Here is a 19,645-nt window from a genome sequence, read left to right as displayed (position 1 = left end):
TAAAAGACGTTGTTGCTTACAGTTGGCACAAAGCTTCGCTGTTCCTCAGTCACATGTTATACTTAACCGTACTGAAGAACAAACAAAAAATGGTCATAAATTTTCATACAACGGGTATCAAAATTAAAAGTGACATCACTGTTTTTAACAGGGATTTTATCGACGCTTTTTAAATAACTTTTTTATAAAGCCCATAAAACCAAACAAGTTTTTAAAACCAGGCGAATCACCATCGGCTATATAATAACTGCTTGCTTCACTACCATATCCGTAACCATAACCATAGCCGTATCCGTAACCGTAACCATAACCATTGCCATAACCACCCATACCATAATTAAGGAAAGATGTTCCCCTTGGTTTTACCCCATTAAACACCACACACATATTATTAAACTTGCCATCTCTCTTCAACCCATCAATCATTTTTAAAAATACCGAAGGTGTAACATCATGCCTTACCACAAAAATGGTTGTATGTACATAAGGTTTCAATAATTGAGAATCGGTTACAGGGGCAATAGGTGCAGAGTCAATAATTACATAATCAAAACGCTCTTTCAAAGCTTCCATCATCTCTCCAAAACTTGGCTTACCTATCAATTCAGTGGGGTTAGGTGGAATAGGACCAGCCGTTACCAAAAACAAGTTTTGGTACATGGTAGGTTTTATTATTTCATCTAAACTGCTCTTACCTATTAAATAACTTGAAATACCAGGGTCACGTTTTACACCCAATGCTTTACTCAATTTGGGCTTACGCAAATCCATTTCTAACAAAGCCACTTTTTTACCCGTTAAGGTAAAACTCAATGCCAAGTTAGTTGCCACAAAACTTTTACCCTCACCCGAAATACTGGAAGTAACCAACAATACTTTATTGGTTTCATTCAAGCCTATATAATTCAAATTGGTACGTAGCGAACGTATTTGTTCAGCTACAACAGTGCGTTTACCATCAGTAATAGCAATATTATTTTTATCGTTGGTTTGTATAATTTCACCAATTACAGGCACTTTGGTTTTATCTTCTATCTCTGCCCTAAACAATACTTTCGAACTCAACGGTTCATTCAATTGTACAAAAAGTAAAAATGCCAATAAGCCACACAATAACCCTGTTAAATAATAGTTTTTAGGGATAGGTCTTATAGGTCCGTATGAGTAACCATTTTCCAAAACCCTTAAATCGGGAGTGGTAGATGCAGATGAAATAGCAGCTTCTTCACGTTTATTCAACAACAAAGTATAAATATTGTTCTTAATGGCTTGTTGCCTACTAATAGCTAATAAAGCCCTTTCTTTACCGGGTAATCGAGCCAACAATCCATTGTTTAAATTGATATTGGCCATAATATTATTACGCTCTATTTGATAGGTCGTTCTTATATTATTGATGTTTTCTTTAATGTCATTTTTTAAACGAACAATGCGCTGCTCCGCTAATTGTACACTCTCACTTTGCTCACCGGCAGTGGTACGGAGCTTATCTAAATCAAACTCAGCATTATACAATTGTGACAACAAACTTGTTAAGGTTGCATCTGAAACCACTTGTTGCGATGGCACCGTACCAGGCTTTCTACCTTTACTGTTGATGTAGCTTTGTACATTATTCAACACTTCCAACTGTAAATCGTTGGCTGTTTTTTGACGATCTAACTCTTGCAGTGTGGTGGCATATTGAGTGCCTTGTGCAGAAATATCAGTAATTCCTTCTCTTGAACGCAAGCCTTCTTCACTTCTTTCTACACTATCTAACTGTGCCGTTACTTCAGCTAATCGATCTTCAATAAACCGCAATGTTCTGTTAGCTATTTGGTTTTTATCGGCAACGCCAGCAATGTTGTAAACTTCAAATAATTTGTTCAGAATTTTAATACCTTTTTCTGGTACGGCTGTTTCTAAACTAACATCAATTACAGTTGATGAAAATGAAATGGGTGCGGCCCTTAATGAGCCAATTATACCGCCAGCAGCTGAACCTAAATCATTAAAAATTACAAAATAATTTTTACCAATAGCAGCCTTATTATAACCATCATTTACCTTAACCCTGTATGCGGTACCAGCAACTGTAATAATATCAGTAAAACGATGTGTAGCTTTGTCTAATGTGTATTGATTATTTTTCCAATCAATATCTAACGACATTTTACCGCCACCATTAATGGCACTGTCTTTATACACCGCCTCAAAATATAAAGGTGCATTGCTGCCATACAATTCTTCTGTTTGAACCTTGCCTTCATTGTAAATAGTGGTATACAAATCTAATTGCTTCACTACTTCTTGTACAATACTGGTAGAACGCAATACCAAAATCTCATTCTCTACAATTTTTTTTTCGCTAAAAATATTTAAGGCATCTAACACTTTGCTATCACCAGTACCTTTTTGAGGATCTTTCAGCAATACCTTAGCAGCTGCTACATAAACTTTGTTTTGCGAACGCAAATACACATAAGAAATACTAACAGCTACGGTTATAAAAATGGCCAACATAGGCCAAAAAGGTAAATAACGATGTACAATCTGTGCTAATAGATTGGTTTGTGGTTTATCACTGAAAAATGAATCTTCACTTTGGCTCATGACAATTATTTAATAACCCTATCAATGATGATAATTAATAAAGATAAACCTGTTGCTACCAAAGTGATATTGGTTTGCAAATTGCGTCGGTTCTCTTCTTTTCGAAACTTACTATTATCTGCACTCACTAAAACGATATCATTTGGTTTTACATAATACCAAGGCGATGTAAAAATAGCAGCATCTTCTAAATTCAAATGCTTTACGCTTTTGGTATTACCTTCTTCTCTAATAACCATCACATCTTTTCTATTACCACTGGCATTAATATCGCCACTTAACACCAACGCATCAATAATTGAAATTTGCTCTTCTGGCAATTGTAACACTTGTGCTTTACCAACTTCACCTAAAATGGTTACTTTATGGTTTACATAATTTACTTGAACAATGGGTTCTTTCATAAAAGGGCGCAGCTGCTCTGCAATCTGTAATGCCAATACTTTACGTGTTGTACCAGCAGCGGTGATTTTCCCTAAACGATGTAAAAAAATACTGCCATCAGGCTGTACCAAATAACCTGCGGTGGTAGGGTTACTACCAGCAGCAGCCAAAGCAGTAATAGGTTTATTAAATATCGCATCTTCCTCTGTACTCAAACTACTTACCAAAACAGACAATACATCGCCTGCAACAATTTTTGATTCGTAATTATTAGTTACAAATTGCTGTATAGTGGTATCTTTTGGTATAGTGGTAAAGTAAGCAGAAGGCTTAGTGGTACTACAAGAAGTACCCAAAAAAATGACAGCTAAAAAGCCTAAAATTAAGCTGGCAGAGCGATAGGATGTATGCAATAATTGGATGTAATATGAAATCATTGTATGACGTTGGGCGTTATAAAACGCCACCCTTATATCTTTAAAAAATACGATGCAGTTAAAAAACAAATATAATAAAACTATTAGCTAAATAACAGCCTATTAATTTGCATAAGGGTATTAATTAAGATAATGGCGCAGCTGATGAAGCACTAAAACGAACACGGTAAACTTTATACGCAATCAATGAAAAAACAATCGCTATAAAAAAAATAGTGCCATTGTCAACCGGACAAGGATCTGCAGGGTCAGTACATGGATCCGCTGGCTGTGCCCAACCCAATATTGGCAGTAATGCAACCAACACGATAACTAAAAATGATTTGATATACTTCATCAGTAATGTATGATTATAATTGTCAAAAATAAGCTTTGTTTATGAATTCTATGTAAACAAAATAGCACAATTACGATAATGTGAACAATGTATTGTTAACGTAAATAGTGCTGTTTTATTGCTACAATTAAATAGTGTAAGATGGTAGGCCTGCTGAAAGAATAAATACGCAGGTATGAAAAAAGGGCGAACATGAAGAAATTCGCCCTTTTTAAAAAATGTATCATTTATCGAACCAATACTTGTAGTGATACTTTTTGTTGGTCATTATCTAACACCAACGTATACACTCCTGCAGCAGTAGCAGCATCCAACACTAACGAAGTTGATTGGTTGTCACTATTGATGTTCAATAAACCTTTGTAAACAATTTGACCAGCTTGGTTTACCAATTGTACGTTGTACGCACCCTTGGTTACTTGGTTGGCTTGCAAGTTAATAGTGTTGCCTACTACTGGGTTAGGGTACACCACAAAACCACTAGCAGTTGGTAAAGCCGCTACTTTTACCACCGCACTGTATTGTACCGTACCATTGTTGCTAATTGCTTTTACCCTGTAGAAATTAGTGGTAGCTAATGCCGCTGCATCGTTAATGCTGTAGCTCACCGCAACGCCATTATTACTGATAGGATTAACAGTAGCAATCGGAGCAAAACCAGTACCGGTAGCACTACGTTCTACCTCATAACGAGTGATGTTAATTTCCGTAGCAACATTCCAACGTACTGCTACTTGCTTGTTAATAGCGTCTCTTACCGCCGTAATAGTTGTGAAAGTTACTGGCAATACAGCTGCTGGTTTAAATACCAACATAAAACGAGTATTAGCCTTACTTGCAGCATCAGTGGTGGTAGCAAAATTAATAGTAGTAACATCAGTTAAGCTAACCGGTGTTTGCGTACCTAAAAAAGCATCTACCAAAAACGCTTCTAAACCTAACCCATCTATCAATGATGGGTCAATAGAAAAACTATAATTAGCAGTACGTAAACCTGCAATATTTAAGAAGATGGTGTCATTGTTGCGCAACAAAACTCTTCTATCAGCCGTTAATAACACACCGTTGCTACGCATTGATAAGTTATCAACGGTATTACTCACTTTACGTACATCGTTTTCATCAATAGTATTTGTAAAATTGGCATCAAAATCTACCACAATGCCATCAGCATCAAATTGAGTACCATCAACATCAGTAGTTTTTAAATTAATGGCTAAACTAGGTGTAGTTGCACCCGGACGTTCCATTGAACCCATTCTGCTCACCAAACTACTGCCACTTGCTTTACTAGCTTCCGTAAAAGTGACTGTACCAGCTGATCCGTTGGCTTGGAAAAATACCGCCTGACCACTTTCTATAAAATTATTGATAGCACCCAATGGTAAACCATTCAAACGGTAGTTAGTACCAGCAATTTCTTTCACATATACTTGGTAACCTCCTACATTATAACTGCCTGGAGCGTTAGGGTTCCACACATAAAATGATTGTACCGCACCTCCACCAAAGGTTAAGTTACGAACATCTACCCTTGATGCATAAGGGTTACCGATTGATATAAACTTATTGGCGGTAATATTGTAAGCTTGATCATTTCTAACGATTCTACCACTCATACGAAGGGTGGTAGCACCCGTAGTACCTGTTGTATTTACAGCCCTATCGCCCCTCACAAAAACAAAATAACCTGATGCGTTGTAAATAGCATTACCAGTATTGGTAACTTCAACAAAATCACCTAGTGCCATATTGAAACTTTTCATAGATCCCCTTACAGTGGTTTGATCCATGCCTATGTAACTTGCTGGGCCACTTATTTGTGTACCAAAACCAGTAGAAGTTAATGCACTACCGTTTTCTCTCCAAGCTTGGGTTATTGTAGTAGCATCGGTAGGGTCAATAGGTGTAGCTAACGAACGCCATGATTTTTTAGCGAACAAGTAACGCTCAATATTAAACCTACCAGTACCATAAGTGATATTGGCTGTAGTTGGTATTGATGTTATATTAGCCGTAGTTTGACTATTTGATCGTAAAGTGGTATTGAAATTACCTAACGCAAATGTTGTATTGGCAGCAATATTCAAATTTCTGAAAATTGCAATATCAGCACCCAGTGTTTTTGTATTACCGGTTAAAGTAAGGTTACCATAGCTGGTAATACCTTGTGTAGTACCGGGTACTGTTTGAGCGCCTGCTAAATTAAAATGAACCGTACTCGTAGAATCTAAAGTATAAGTTGTAAAACCTGATGGAAAATTACTGCCAGCGATTAAAGTAGCTGTACCAACTGTTGTAGCATTTGAACTTGTATTCGCTCCTAATAGTAAAGTAGCTGTATTTTTTAAATTAAATGCACCTCCATTCGTATGTCTATTCCATTGACGAGAATTTAAATCCAAAGTCGCACTACCATTAATAGTAAGATTTTGAAGAATATTATCTGGGGTTACAGATCCTGCCAAAACCAATGTTGGATTGTTGGTTGAACCGATAATTACATTGGGCAATCTGATATATACAGCTGTGTTATTATAAGTAAGTGTTTGATTAGCAGTACCGTCAAAAACAACAGTTCCATCAGTAAAAATTGTATTAACTGAAGAATTTGCTCCAAAAGTCACATTATTTCTAAAAGTAAAACTACCCGTATTGGCAGCTACCAAACAACCAAATCTGTTACGATTATTTACGTCATTTGTTCCAACACCTCCAAATGAAACAGCACCATTTAAAACAAAATTGGCAGGAGCATTACCAACTAATAAAGCATTCAAGCTAGACGTACCAGTGTTGTTAGAGGTAAGAGTAGTAGTACCTGTAACTGAAACTGTACCATTATTTTCGAATGTTATGGAATTATCAGAAAGAGAAATATCACTATTACTTAAAGAAAAATTACCTCCTATTGTTATTGTCCTATTAGCCGGTATAGTGAATGTCATCACATATGGCCTTAAACCATTATCGTTTGCATCAGCAGCACTGTTTGTAACTGCAAAATTACCTGCAATTGATAAATCAAATGAGCCAAGCGTTAGAGAGAAAGTGTTACCACTAGCATTCGTTAAATCGGTCAAGTTTGCATTTATTGTTAAAGAATTACAAACAAAATTTGCTGAAAGCGTTAATGCTGTATTGGTATTGTTGTTATTAAGATTGATTACATAATCATCTGTTGTCAACAATGCTGTCCCACCGTTCCAGTTTGCAGCAGCATTCAAATCAGTTCCACCTGTTGCTCCCCCACCCGTATATCCTCTACCTCTCCAAGTACGTGTTGCTGCGCTAGCTTGTAAAACAAAAACAAGAATTGTGAATACTAGTAAAACTCTTCTCATAAACATATAATTAAAAAATTAAATACAAAACATAAAACGGCAATGCAAAGCAATGCACTCAAAAAAGTGATGAGTAAGAGAGATTGAGTTTAAATACTAGCTTTAAGAAGGATGGTTGGAGGAAAACAAAACAGATTAATGAAATACAAATTAGGGTTTGTACTTGTTAGATATTTGGTTTTGTTTAGTAAAATTACGTAATTATCGCAAAACTTGTTTTAATAAGTTACAAAAAAATTAAAAAAATAGTAAGTCTCACATGTTTATGTCATTAAAACCTACTGAAATATAGACCAACACTATGTTATTATTTTTTTAATATATGTAAAAAAATATCCCAACTTTCTTTCAAAAGTTCAGCAAAAGCTTTCCAAAAAGCTTACCATAGCCCACTTACTCCGTACCAACAGCTTTATAACAGTTATGTAACAGCTATACGAAAGCTGTACAAAAGCTATCAAAACAACAACCACAAAAAATTCAACCACTAAAGTAATCCCAACTAAAATAAAGTGATGAAGCAATTGCCACTGCCCAGTTTACAATAGCACAAACCACCAACAAGGAATCAACCCGTATTCGGGCCGTCATCGAATACGGGGTACTTTTTTTGGTACTTATTTGGAGAAGCAAAAAAGAACATCTTAAAGCAACAGCAAATAATAAAGTAAACTATCAAAACGACAACCAACAAAAAATTCAATCAATAAAGTAATCCCAACTAAAATAAAGCGATGATTGAAAAACCTACGCCCAGTTTACAGTAGCACAAAAGCCACATCAAGGAACCAACCCGTATTCGGGCCGTCATCGAATATGGGACTCCTTTTTTGGTACTTTTTTGAAGAAGCAAAAAAGAACATTACAATGCAATAGCATAAAATATAGTACGCTATAACAAATACTACAACAAATATAAAACGATGAAGCACTTCCCACTGCCCAGTTTACAGTAGCACATAAGCCCCATCAAGGTACCAACCCGTATTCGGGCCGTCATCGAATACAGGGCTCCTTTTTTGGAGAAGCAAAAAAGAACATTATAATGCAATAGCAAATAATAAAGTAAGCTATCAAGTCATACAAAAAAAGACGTCCATATTCATTAAATGCCTAAAACTATATCATTACATAACACCATTTTATCATTCCTAAAACAGCTTATTTACTTTTTTGTCTTGATATAAAAAAGTAACAAAAAAAATCAAGACTGTATAAAAAACGGCTAAAATTTGAACCGTTTCGCTAAAAAGAAAAAAGCTATGTAGCAGCATCGGTTAACAATTCATCCATTGCCCTGATGAACCTTTGAAACTTTTCTTATCATTTTCTTTTTTACGCTCCACTTTTTCAAATTTTTTAACGCCTTATTTTTATAAGGTCAGATGGATGTACCCAAGATAATACGAGTAACCATTCAATACAATTGAGTTAATAATACGCCCAGTAACATATAGCGCTGATAAAAAAACGCTGTTCAGTTTACAGTAGCACAAAAGCCACATCAAGGAACCAACCCGTATTCGGGCCGTCATCGAATACGGGACTCTTTTTTTGGTGCTTTTTTGGAGAATCAAAAAAGAACATCATAATGCAACGGCATAAAAAAATGGAAGCTATCAAAACAGAAACTCCTAACATATACAAACAAAAAAGAGTACATCAACCAGCATAAAGCGATGATTTAAAAAACGCTGTTCAGTTTACAGTAGCACAAAAGCCACATCAAGGAACCAGCCCGTATTCGGGATGTAATCGAATACGGGGCTCCTTTTTTGGTTCTTTTTTGGAGAAGCAAAAAAGAACATTACAATGCAATAGCATAAAATATAGTACGCTATAACAAATACTACAACCAACATAAAGCGATGAAGCACTTTCCACTGCCCAGTTTACAGTACCACAATAGCCACATCAAGGAACCAAACAGTATTCGGGCCGTCATCGAATACGGGGCTCCTTTTTTGGTTCCTTTTTGGAGAAGCAAAAAGAACATTACAATGCAACAGCATAAAATATAGTACGCTATCAGCTTATACAAAAAAAGGCGCTCATTTAAAATGAACGCCTTATTAATATGTAAATACTAATTATCGCACCACTACTCCCACACTCACTTTCCCATCCGCACCTACCAACACCAACGTATATTTACCCGGAGCTGTTGCTGCGTCCAAAGCAATACTCGTCGATTGTTGATCGCTATTAATATTGATGGCCCCTTTGTAAACAATTTGTCCGGTTGCATTTACCAATTGTACACTATAAGCACCCTTTGTTACTTGGTTCGCTTGTAAGTTAATAGTGTTACCTACCACTGGGTTAGGGTACACCACAAAACCATTAGCTATTGGTAAAGCTGCTACTTTCACAACCGCACTGTATTGCACTGCACCGTTATTACTAATCGCTTTTACTCTATAATAATTAGTAGCTGCCAAAGGTGCCGCATCATGATAAACATAAGTGGCTGCACTACCTGTATTATTAGTAGGATTTGTATTGCCTAGCGTAATGAAGTTAGTACCAGTTGCACTACGTTCTACTTCATAACGATTGATATTTAATTCTGTTGAAACATGCCACTTAACGGCTATTTGTTTGCTTCCACCATCCCTTTCTGCTGTAATGGTTGTGAAAGTTACTGGCAATACCGCTGCTGGTTTAAATACAATGGCAAAACGATTATTAGCTTTACTAGCGGCATCGGCTGTGGTGGTAAAATTGATGGTACTTACATCAGTTAGACTAACAGGCGTACTAGTACCTAAGAAGCGATCAATCAACAAAGCCTCTAATCCTAAACCACCTAATAAAGAAGGATTGATTTCAAAACTATAATTAGTGGTACGTAAACTGGCTATGTGTAAAAAGATGGTATCATTGGCTTGCGGCATGGTTTTACGTTCTGCTACCAAATATTGATTATTGGCTTTAATAGCAATATTATCAGCGGTATTGAATGTTTTCTTAACATCCATTACATCTATACCATCATTAAAATTGCCAAAGTTCACCAAGGTAGCATCTGCAGTAAACGAGCTTCCGTTTACATCGTTGGTGTTCAAAGCAATATCTAAAGTAGGTACCGTTACACCCGTTCTTGATGCAACTTCACCCCTACTTACCAAACTACTGCCGCTTACTTTATCACCCTCACCAATGGCAAAACTTCCTGTGGCACCAATTGCTTGTATAAATACAGCCTGTCCACTTTCTACAAAATTATTCACCGCACCAATGCCATTTAATTTATAATCGCCTGTGCTCAAATCTTTAATATAAGTCTGATAAGCACCTACATTATAGCTACCCGGACTATTAGGGTTCCACACCGTAAATGCTTCTACCATACCGCCGGTTCTGGTATTGGCAATCGCTTGTTTCATATCAATACGTGCCGCAAATGGGTTACCAACTGATAAAAACTTATCGCCAGCCACTGTGTAAGTTTGCGTACCTACTAATAACTTACCTTTCATACGTAAAGTAGTAGCACCAGTTGTACCTGTAGTACTTACAGCCCTATCGCCACGTACAAACACAAAATAACCCGAACGATTGTAAATAGGTGTTGCATCCATATTAGTAACTTCAACAAAATCACCCAAGTTCATATCAAAACTTTTTAATGAACCCCTTACAGTAGTTTGATCTGTACCAACATAAGTAGCCGGACCAGATATTTGAGTTCCATACCCCGTTGAAGTCAATGCACTTGCATTTTCCCTCCAAGCCTGTGTAACCGTAGTAGGGTCTGTTGGATCAATAGGTGTTGCTAATGAACGCCATGATTTTTTGGCGAATAAATAACGCTCTATTTCAAAACGACCCACACCTGAGTAACTGATAGTAGCACCACCTAACACAGGGGCTACAAAGGCTGTTTTAGCTGCCGTTGATTTTAAAATAACATACCCGGTACCCAAATCAAGTTTAGCAGCAGCACCAAGGGTAAGACTATTTTCTATATTCATACTATCAGCATCAATACGTAAACCGCCTACAGTATTACCAATATTTACATCATAAAAGGTTGTAGCTGTTTTAATGGTTGATGGTGTATTGGTACTTGCAAATACTTGTGCACCCGTTCCATTAAAAGCCACTGTACCACCATTTGCATTGAATACCGAAGCCGCATTATTTTTAGTAAAATTACCCAACACTGTTAAAGTGCCAGCCGGTGCAGTTTTAGTACCTGCACCACTCAATATAATATTTTGATATGGAAGGGCATTGGTGATAGCTTGATTGCTATTTTCCACGTACTCTATTGTACTACCCGTTGCTAAAACAATCGAAGGACTGTTATTGCTGTTTACAGCGGTATTAGTACTACCACTAAAACCATCTGTATTACGTACTTTAAAATTACCTGTATTTGTTACAGTAAAACTTCCCCCTGATTGAAACATCAATGTAGCGGTTGCAGTACTTGTTGAAACATTGCTGCCACTAACAATCATATTATAATATGAAGGGGCCACCCTTACTTGTGTAGCAGATGTACCCATAAATTCAACAGTACTGCCAATACCTAAATTATAGTTTCCCCCTATATCGGGCTTAACACCACTGCCCCCATTAATAAATTTACCCGTAGTAACCAATGTTAAGTTAGTACTTCCACCCCCAAAGGTATTGGTACCTACATCTAAAGTAGCACCAGCATTCACTTTCACAGTTCCAGCAATAGGCGTAATAGCATTATTGGTAGTTTTACTACCTCCGTTTGTAATATCAATGTTTTGATAATCAGATCTAGTAGTAACAGCTTGGTTACCATTAAACGCATATTCAACAGTACTACCAACATTTAATGTAACGGGTACTGTTGGTACAGCAGTATTTGTACCAGTAAAACCTTGTACATCTCTTGTTATAAACCTTCCGTTAACAATGATACTACCGCCACCATTAGTGATTTGGTTTTCACCATTGTTATCAAATGTGCCTCCAGAAGCAATAGTCATTATTCCTCCTAATGAAATATTATTACTTGTTGGGCTTAATGTGAATGATGCATTAGTAGATATATCGATATTACCTGAAACAGTAATACTAGTTGCACGGTTAGAAGTAACCAAAGCATTAAATACCAAACTAGCCGGACTACCAAATGCTGATGCCGTAGGAGGAAATGGTGTGGTGGTATTACCATTAAATACATAATTAGCACCTGCTGTGTACGTTTTTGCACCACCAACAGCAACGGCTCCAACCAAACCACCTGTGTTAGCAGTGATGATAGTACCACCACTAAACACGGCAAATCTAGAAGCTGTACCCGATGATTGTACCACCGCATTGGTAAGTGTATTTAATGTACCGTAAACAAAAAGATTATCATAAAGCGTTGTAGAAGCAGAAAACAACTGCATATTATTTTGTAGTACCAATGTGTTACCAGTTGATACCTCATAATCAACATAACTTGATGCTACAGTACTCGTTCTAACATAATTGTGATTAAAAGTTCCACCATCAAAATAAATGTATCCATAATTATTTGTTGCAGTTGCTGTTATAGCCTCTGTTGCTGAACTTGTAATTGTTATATCGCCAGTTATTTTTACACTAGCACCATATCCAAAAGTAGCTATATTACCAGGACCTTGAGCAATATCAAATTTACCTGTACCACTTACGATTAAATTACCATTTATATTTAACAATGCTTCTTGCACTGCAAATCCAGAACTACCATAACTTACTACAAAAGTTCCACCATTGATAGTTAAACCGCCATCAAAGTTGTAAGTACTTCCTAAACCATCACTTTCTAATTCAATTACTCTTGTTCCAGTATTAGATACTGTCATCAGACCTTTTGGATTAAAAGCCCCATTATTGCCAATAATAGCAAAATTGGTTTGTCCACTACAATTCCAATTTACATTTCCAAAAACTTGACCAAAACCTGTTGGCGCAGTAGTTGTCATACCAGTAATGTTCAAATTACTACCTACATCCCAAGTAGCTGTGGGTATACTTGAACCATTAGTTGCATGTATATAAGTTGCACCTGAATTAACTGTAATGGTACCAGAAACAATAAATGTATTAGCAGTAGTTCTGTTAAAAGTTCCATTAACTACCATATCTGTACCCGTACCATCAGCTAAAGTAAAATTACCTCCACTAAAACGTAAACTTGCACCCGATTCTATTATTAATTGATCAGCGTTTACAGTTGCTGTTATATCAATATTATGACCACTTCTTATTGTAATAGAATTAGCAGTACTGGTTGGAGTTGCAGTAGCAGTTATCCATGTTACATTATCACTAGAGGATTGCCAATTACTAGCCGTTGACCATGCCCCACCATTGCCAGTATTATTAGAATTACTTCTAAAAAAATCAGTAGCCAACGTTACCAAACTAACATTAAAAGGGTTGCTATTAGGGGTTGTAGTTAAGCCAATGGCCGTACCATTGATTATAACACCAGTAGCTGGAATATTAAATATCAAATTACTAAATGTAGCCACACCACTAACCGCATTTACACTTGTAGTGGCCCCTGCAGCAAAACTACTTCCAGATTGTGTTACACTGATGGCATTTACAAAATCTAAATCGATATTTGACTGTGCATCAATAGCCCTTATACTTGGAGACGGTGCCATTGCCACATTCACATTTACGTTGGAAGTGTTTGTTACAAAACTTAACTGAGTTGCTAATACTTCAATTCTATTATCATCAACAGCAATAGATGATGCTGCACCACCAGCATCAGCTGCGGCAAAAACAGTACCTGCAGTATTTGCAGTAGCACTTGTTATAACCACTTGGTTTTGTACATTATCAGTAACAGCTGCTTTATACGTAACCCTTACGCTAAAATTAATATTACTACCAGATGGTGCAACAATATTTAGACCGGTAAAATTTAAGGTAGCGGCAGCAGCTATTTCTTGAATTTCAGTATTAGCATCATCATATAGAGCTACCCTTTCAATTTGTGCACTGTTGCTCAAACTCAGGGTCAATGCCGTTAAAGTGGTTGTCAAACCGTCATCTGTAGCACCAGCAACATCATTTAAACTAAAACGGGCTAACTCATGACTAGTAGGCAATACATTCGTACCTACAAAATTTATATAAGGTACATTGGGCGTTGCAGTAAAACCACTTGCTACTGTAATAGTAGCGGTACTGTTGTTATTGGAGGTTACAGGACCTACCCTACCACTAAATGTTTCAACACCTGTGAGCGTACCAGTAGTAGCTACAGGTACAACACTGAAACGTATAAATTTATTCAAATCAGCACCTGTAAGTGTATAGGTAGTAGCAGTTGCACCTGCAATAGCTACCTCACCAGTACCAGCTACATCATTAGCCCTGTACCATTTAAATGTTGAAGTACCCTCAGTATTGCCTTCAGCATCTGCATAAGTATAACTACCCGTTAAAGTTTGACCAACCACAGTTGTACCTGTTATTGCAACAGCACTTGCTGTGGGTGCTGCATTGGCAACTGTACCTCTAATTCTAACATCGTCAATTACCCAACGTTCATCGGCAGAATTGTTTAACATAGAAATTCTTACCCTTACCTGAGAGTTTACATTTGGAATATTGATTGTTGCGGTAGTAATTGCGGTTGCTCCAGTTGTAACAGTTACAGCAGTTGGAGTATTATTTCCATCATATGTTATAGATGTACTTCCAGTTGAAGTAAAATCCCAAAATTGATTAGCTGCAGAACCCCCAATTGTTAGTTCGCTTGAATATGTAGTTCCACCATCTACACTAATAAAAACTGTAATTAAATCTGCCCCATCTATACCATTTACAGTTGTATTAGCATTCATACCTGCTAATCTAAAATCAACAAAACAGTTAGTATAACCAGCTAAAGATTGATTTGCAAAAGTTAATGTAGAAGTTGCGTTTAACACTTGCCACCCTCTTGAGCCACTCACAAACAAACTAGAGTTAGCCGGTCTTCCTGCACCATTTGTTCCAGTTGAATTTGCACCATTAGTGTTAGTAAAAGTAAGTGTAGGTGTAGCAGGTGTAGTCTCAAAATCTTGTGAGGCTATTGTCACTTGTCCCCAACTACTTCCCAACAAACCCAACACAAAAATTAAAACAATACTTGTTTTTTTTGTAAAAAATACCTTCATAATATGAATAATTAAATTGAACGGTTCTCCAAAACAATACAACGCTCCATAGGCTTAACCTACAGTTAGTACATCAAAACAAATAAAGGATTAAGAAGGAATTGAATTTTTATAGGTATCGGGTGTACAAATGTAGCTTTTTTACTTAGTACAACTACTTTTTACCATATGAAGGAATCATTAATTATGCACAAAAAACAGCATATTTATTAACGTATACGTTTGCAACAGCCGAAATGCAGTTGATTGCAAATAGCGAAACAGTGGTTATTGGAGGGATTTTCACAAGGCAGAACAATGGTAACATACGATATGTAATGAATATTTAAGCCCCGAAAACATCATTTGCAGCTAAGAAATCAATGTTTATAGTACTTAAATCATCATTTGGAGCACCGAAAACGTCATTTACAGCATCGAAAACATCATTTACATTACCGAAAACATCATTTACAGTAGCGAAATCGTCTTTTACAGTATCGAAAGCATCATTTACAGCATCGAAAGCATCATTTACAGCATCGAAAACATCATTTACATTACCGAAAACATCATTTACAGTAGCGAAATCGTCTTTTACAGTATCGAAAACATCATATACATGACTGAAATGAGCGTTCAAAAAGCAGCGCTATTTAATGAATTGGACGTTCTGCTTTTTACCATCATTACCAACCAATATCAACTCATATTTACCTTTAGCTAGTTGAGGAATTGTTATAGTAGTGGCTTGTTGTACGTTGCTAATGCTGAGTGCCTGATGGTGAATAAGCTGCCCCACAGCATTGTAAATATTAATTTGATAATCACCCATAGCTTGTCTGTTAAAACGTACATGAATATTATCTCCTACCACCGGGTTAGGGTACACACCCATACTTTGGGCAATTGGTGCTGCTGCTGCAACTTTTACTGTTGTGCTGTTAATAGTATTGCTTATTAATAAATGTCCCACCACTCGGTACCAATTATCACCCCTACTGGCAGTGGCATCGTTAATGATATAATAAGGTGTACCCATGTTATTGGCAGATGCTATTTGGGAACCAATACTGGTAAAGTTGATGCTATCAGTACTGCGTTGTAGCTCATAATAATCCATATTATTTTCGTTGATGGTTTGCCAAACCACTTGTACTGTTTCATTACCAAAACGCTCTGCCGTTATGCTCGTAATTTGAGTGGGTGGTAACAACCTAAACACCATCATAAAACGATCACTTGCGTAGCTTTGTGGGTTGCTGGTTACATCAAACCCAATATCGGTAATGTTGGTAACACTAACAATGTGATCAATACCCGTAAACTTATCTTTTAATATTGCTTGTAAACCCGGATATGGTAATGCAGTTGGAGCAATGTTAAGTTGATAATGCGCTACTCTTAAGCCCGAAACCATTAATTGTATAGTGTCGTTTACGGTTATATGAGGCCTTCGCTCCACTACTAAATTGTTAGTACCGTTTTTAATAGCAATATTATCGGCACTGTTAAATATTTTACGCACATCCATTGCATCAATAGCTGTGCTAAAACCAGCATCAAAGTTCAGCAATACCCCATCGGCGATATAACTTGTGCCAGCAACATCATTGGTTAATAATTGAATAGCCAATGCTGGTACAACAACATCTGTACGGGCCATAACGCCTTTACTAACCAATGCACTGCCACTATTTTTATCTACTTCAGCTACACTAAAATTACCCGTGCTACCAGTGGCTTGTACCATAAATGCTTGTCCGCTTTCAATATCATTTTTCATAGCACCACTACCATTGAGCAAATAGTTGCCAGTACTTATATCCCTAATATAAGTTTCATATGCCCCTACATTGTATGAGCCAGCATTGTTGGGGTTCCAAACTGTAAAGGCATTGACCAAACCACCACTACCCGTATTTTCAAAAGCTTGTTTGATGTTGAGCCTCGATGCATAGGGATTACCCACTGATAAAAATTGGTTAGCAGGTATGCTGTAAGATTGTGTACCTGTAAATAATTTACCCTGCAAACGCAATGTAGTAGCGCCTGTAGTGCCACTTGTATTGATACTACGATCACCCCTTACAAATACAAAATAACCACGACTGTTATAAATTGGATTGCCAGTATTTAATACATCAATAAAATTATTAGTAGCCCCATCAAAATATTTAATAGATGACCTTGGCGTAATTTGATCAACCCCTATCGCTGTAACCGGACCTGTAATTTGGGTACCATAACCGGTGGAAGCCATCGAACCATTTTCTTGCCAAGCTGCGTAAATAGTGGTCGCATCAGCGGCCTGTATAGGTGTGGCAATAAAACGCCATGCTTTTTTGGCAAACAAATAACGTTCAATAGCGAACTGCCCTGTTCCTACATAACCAATACTAGCATCAGTAGCTACAATTGGCGCTACCCTTGCAGTATTTGTGGCGGTAGAACGCAAGGTTACAGTAGTATTTTGCACCCTCAATACACCCTTGTTGAGGTAAAGATTATCATTGATCCATATGGGATTGGTTACAGTTACTATATCAGTAGCATTCGTTTTTTGAAGGGTTACATCTGCCAAAGCCGTCGTTACATTGGGTGCCTCAAAACCTGTATTAACGGCATTAGCACCGCTGTATGTTAAATACATGCCATTACCAAATGTTGGGTAAGCCGTTAAACTTCCGTTGGCCCTGTTAATGGTTGCACCAGCCGCAATAGTTAAACCAACGGTATTGGTAAAAGCGCCATCTAATAAATGTAACAAACCACCGTTGGCTATAGTGGTAACATTTGTTAACGTTACCCCATTGCTGTTGTTAATGATTACACTGCCGCTAATACTAACTGGTAAGTTATTACCCGTAGCCTGTGCTGCACTTAAAGGGTTGTTGTATACATAATGAGCGCCTGCTGCTAAAATACGGCTACCGGTGACTTGTATATTGCCCGTACTTGCGGTGGTTGATAAACCTGCTGTACTACTGATATACAAATAAGCACCTGCTTGTAATGTTACATTACCTGCACCAGTTACCGCATTAACAACTGAACCGTTATTGGTGATGAGTGAAGTACCTGTTTCAACTGTTAAAGTACTACCCGAACCAAAAGCCATATTGCTACCCAATGTTAATGCAGCACCTGCACCTGATACATTAAATGAACCCCTATTAAAAATACTACCTGTACTGCCCGATGTAAACCCAGTATAAATAGCCGTTTCACTAAGCGATACAAATGTTTTACCTGTATGCGTTGCACCTGCACCAACAATAATATTATCAATTGAAAAATTAGGGGTGAGTGATACCAACCCACTCACATATTGGTAAATGCGAATAGTGACCGTAGTATTATTAGCGTTGCTACCCAATGCAGCATTGCTCAGTACATTCCAGCTGGTGCTATAACTTAATGCAAGGTTCAAGCTCGTCCATGTACTACCACCATCAACACTGTAGCCTGCTGAAACAAATGGGTTTGATAAGGCGGCAATACCCCCTTGCTTGTAGCTAAACGAAAGACTAATTTGTTGAAAGCCGCTGGTATTTACATCAAATTGTTGGTAAGATGTTGCAGCCGCAGCACCAGGGTCACCTGTGAGCAACGTAATTAAATTGCTGATATTAGATGCACTGCCATTGGCACTACCACCATAGTAAGTACCAGCACCGGCTGTTTGTGTAATTGTTGTGGGAGATGTAATGCTCGTTGCACTATTCACTGCTAATTCTGCATTAAGATCCATCGTAGTACGGGTACTATTGTTTTCAAAATCATAGTAGGCAATAGGCAACTGTGCCCATACATTTGTTTGTTGGAAACTTACTAGAGCGGCGATTATTAAAATTTTTCTCATGGAGTTTTATTTTTAATAATTGACAGACCACTACAATCACCTTCATTTTCACGAAGGTTAAAATACGATTACACACTATCGTATTAATACTAACGCTATGTTGTTTGTTATATTGTGTAAATACCTTAATTAAGTAATAATACATTTACAGAATAGTTTGCGTCACTTGCTGATTACATTTTTTTTAAGATAAAACCCATAAAAAAAAAACGAACACTAAACAGTATTCGTTTCATACACCTACATTGAATTTTATTTATTTCATAAATGGTACGGTGTTTATTTTAGCATCAGCCCCTACCCATTTTAATTCGTATGATCCAGTAGCCAAATGAGGTATAGTGATGGTTGTGAGCTGTTGGTTGTTATTTATTTTTAAAGTTTGTTGATGTAACATTTGCCCTACCGCATTGTAAATACTTATTTGATATTCACCTAATGGTTGCCCGTTAAAGTGAACATTGATGTTGTCACCTACAACAGGGTTAGGGTATATACTTACGCCTTGTTTTGTTGCTGTAACCACCGCCGCCACCTTTACAGTAGCACTGTTGATATTG

Annotated in this window: 8 protein-coding genes; all 8 read right to left on the bottom strand. The window is 37.1% G+C overall.

Annotated elements, in window-relative coordinates:
* Positions 1 to 156 precede the first annotated feature (156 nt).
* Positions 157 to 2,595: a polysaccharide biosynthesis tyrosine autokinase gene (locus ACFOWM_RS00040; RefSeq protein ID WP_379705244.1), complete on the bottom strand. Its 2,439-nt coding sequence runs from the start codon at positions 2,593 to 2,595 to the stop codon at positions 157 to 159.
* 5 nt (positions 2,596 to 2,600) lie between these two features.
* On the bottom strand, positions 2,601 to 3,416 hold the full coding sequence (locus ACFOWM_RS00035; protein WP_379705241.1) for a polysaccharide biosynthesis/export family protein: 816 nt from the start codon (positions 3,414 to 3,416) through the stop codon (positions 2,601 to 2,603).
* Positions 3,417 to 3,540: 124 nt separating this feature from the next.
* On the bottom strand, positions 3,541 to 3,753 hold the full coding sequence (locus ACFOWM_RS00030) for a hypothetical protein (protein WP_379705238.1): 213 nt from the start codon (positions 3,751 to 3,753) through the stop codon (positions 3,541 to 3,543).
* Positions 3,754 to 3,980: 227 nt separating this feature from the next.
* A complete protein-coding gene (locus ACFOWM_RS00025; RefSeq protein WP_379705235.1) occupies positions 3,981 to 7,097 on the bottom strand; it encodes a beta strand repeat-containing protein in 3,117 nt (1,038 codons plus the stop codon).
* A 2,090-nt stretch (positions 7,098 to 9,187) separates the two neighbouring features.
* Entirely contained in the window at positions 9,188 to 15,241 is a 6,054-nt protein-coding gene (locus tag ACFOWM_RS00020) for a T9SS type A sorting domain-containing protein (RefSeq protein ID WP_379705233.1), read from the bottom strand.
* A 325-nt stretch (positions 15,242 to 15,566) separates the two neighbouring features.
* Positions 15,567 to 15,863 (bottom strand): hypothetical protein, encoded by a 297-nt coding sequence (locus ACFOWM_RS00015; RefSeq protein WP_379705231.1) that lies wholly within the window; start codon positions 15,861 to 15,863, stop codon positions 15,567 to 15,569.
* A 9-nt stretch (positions 15,864 to 15,872) separates the two neighbouring features.
* The gene (locus tag ACFOWM_RS00010) at positions 15,873 to 19,085 is read right to left on the bottom strand and encodes a T9SS type A sorting domain-containing protein (RefSeq protein ID WP_379705228.1); all 3,213 of its coding nucleotides are present in this window, start codon (positions 19,083 to 19,085) and stop codon (positions 15,873 to 15,875) included.
* 256 nt (positions 19,086 to 19,341) lie between these two features.
* Positions 19,342 to 19,645, bottom strand: a 304-nt coding sequence (locus ACFOWM_RS00005) for a T9SS type A sorting domain-containing protein (protein WP_379705225.1), incomplete at its 5' end; no start/stop codon positions are given.

This window comes from Ferruginibacter yonginensis, from assembly GCF_042651465.1.
Taxonomy (GTDB): Bacteria; Bacteroidota; Bacteroidia; order Chitinophagales; family Chitinophagaceae; genus Ferruginibacter; species Ferruginibacter yonginensis.
This window is presented reverse-complemented; position numbering and strand designations above follow the sequence as displayed.

Bases quoted from the DNA above. Each gene is read 5' to 3' on its own strand.
- ACFOWM_RS00040 (WP_379705244.1), bottom strand. From the start codon at position 2,595: ATGAGCCAAAGTGAAGATTCATTTTTCAGTGATAAACCACAAACCAAT.
- ACFOWM_RS00035 (WP_379705241.1), bottom strand. From the start codon at position 3,416: ATGATTTCATATTACATCCAATTATTGCATACATCCTATCGCTCTGCC.
- ACFOWM_RS00030 (WP_379705238.1), bottom strand. From the start codon at position 3,753: ATGAAGTATATCAAATCATTTTTAGTTATCGTGTTGGTTGCATTACTG.
- ACFOWM_RS00025 (WP_379705235.1), bottom strand. From the start codon at position 7,097: ATGAGAAGAGTTTTACTAGTATTCACAATTCTTGTTTTTGTTTTACAA.
- ACFOWM_RS00020 (WP_379705233.1), bottom strand. From the start codon at position 15,241: ATGAAGGTATTTTTTACAAAAAAAACAAGTATTGTTTTAATTTTTGTG.
- ACFOWM_RS00010 (WP_379705228.1), bottom strand. From the start codon at position 19,085: ATGAGAAAAATTTTAATAATCGCCGCTCTAGTAAGTTTCCAACAAACA.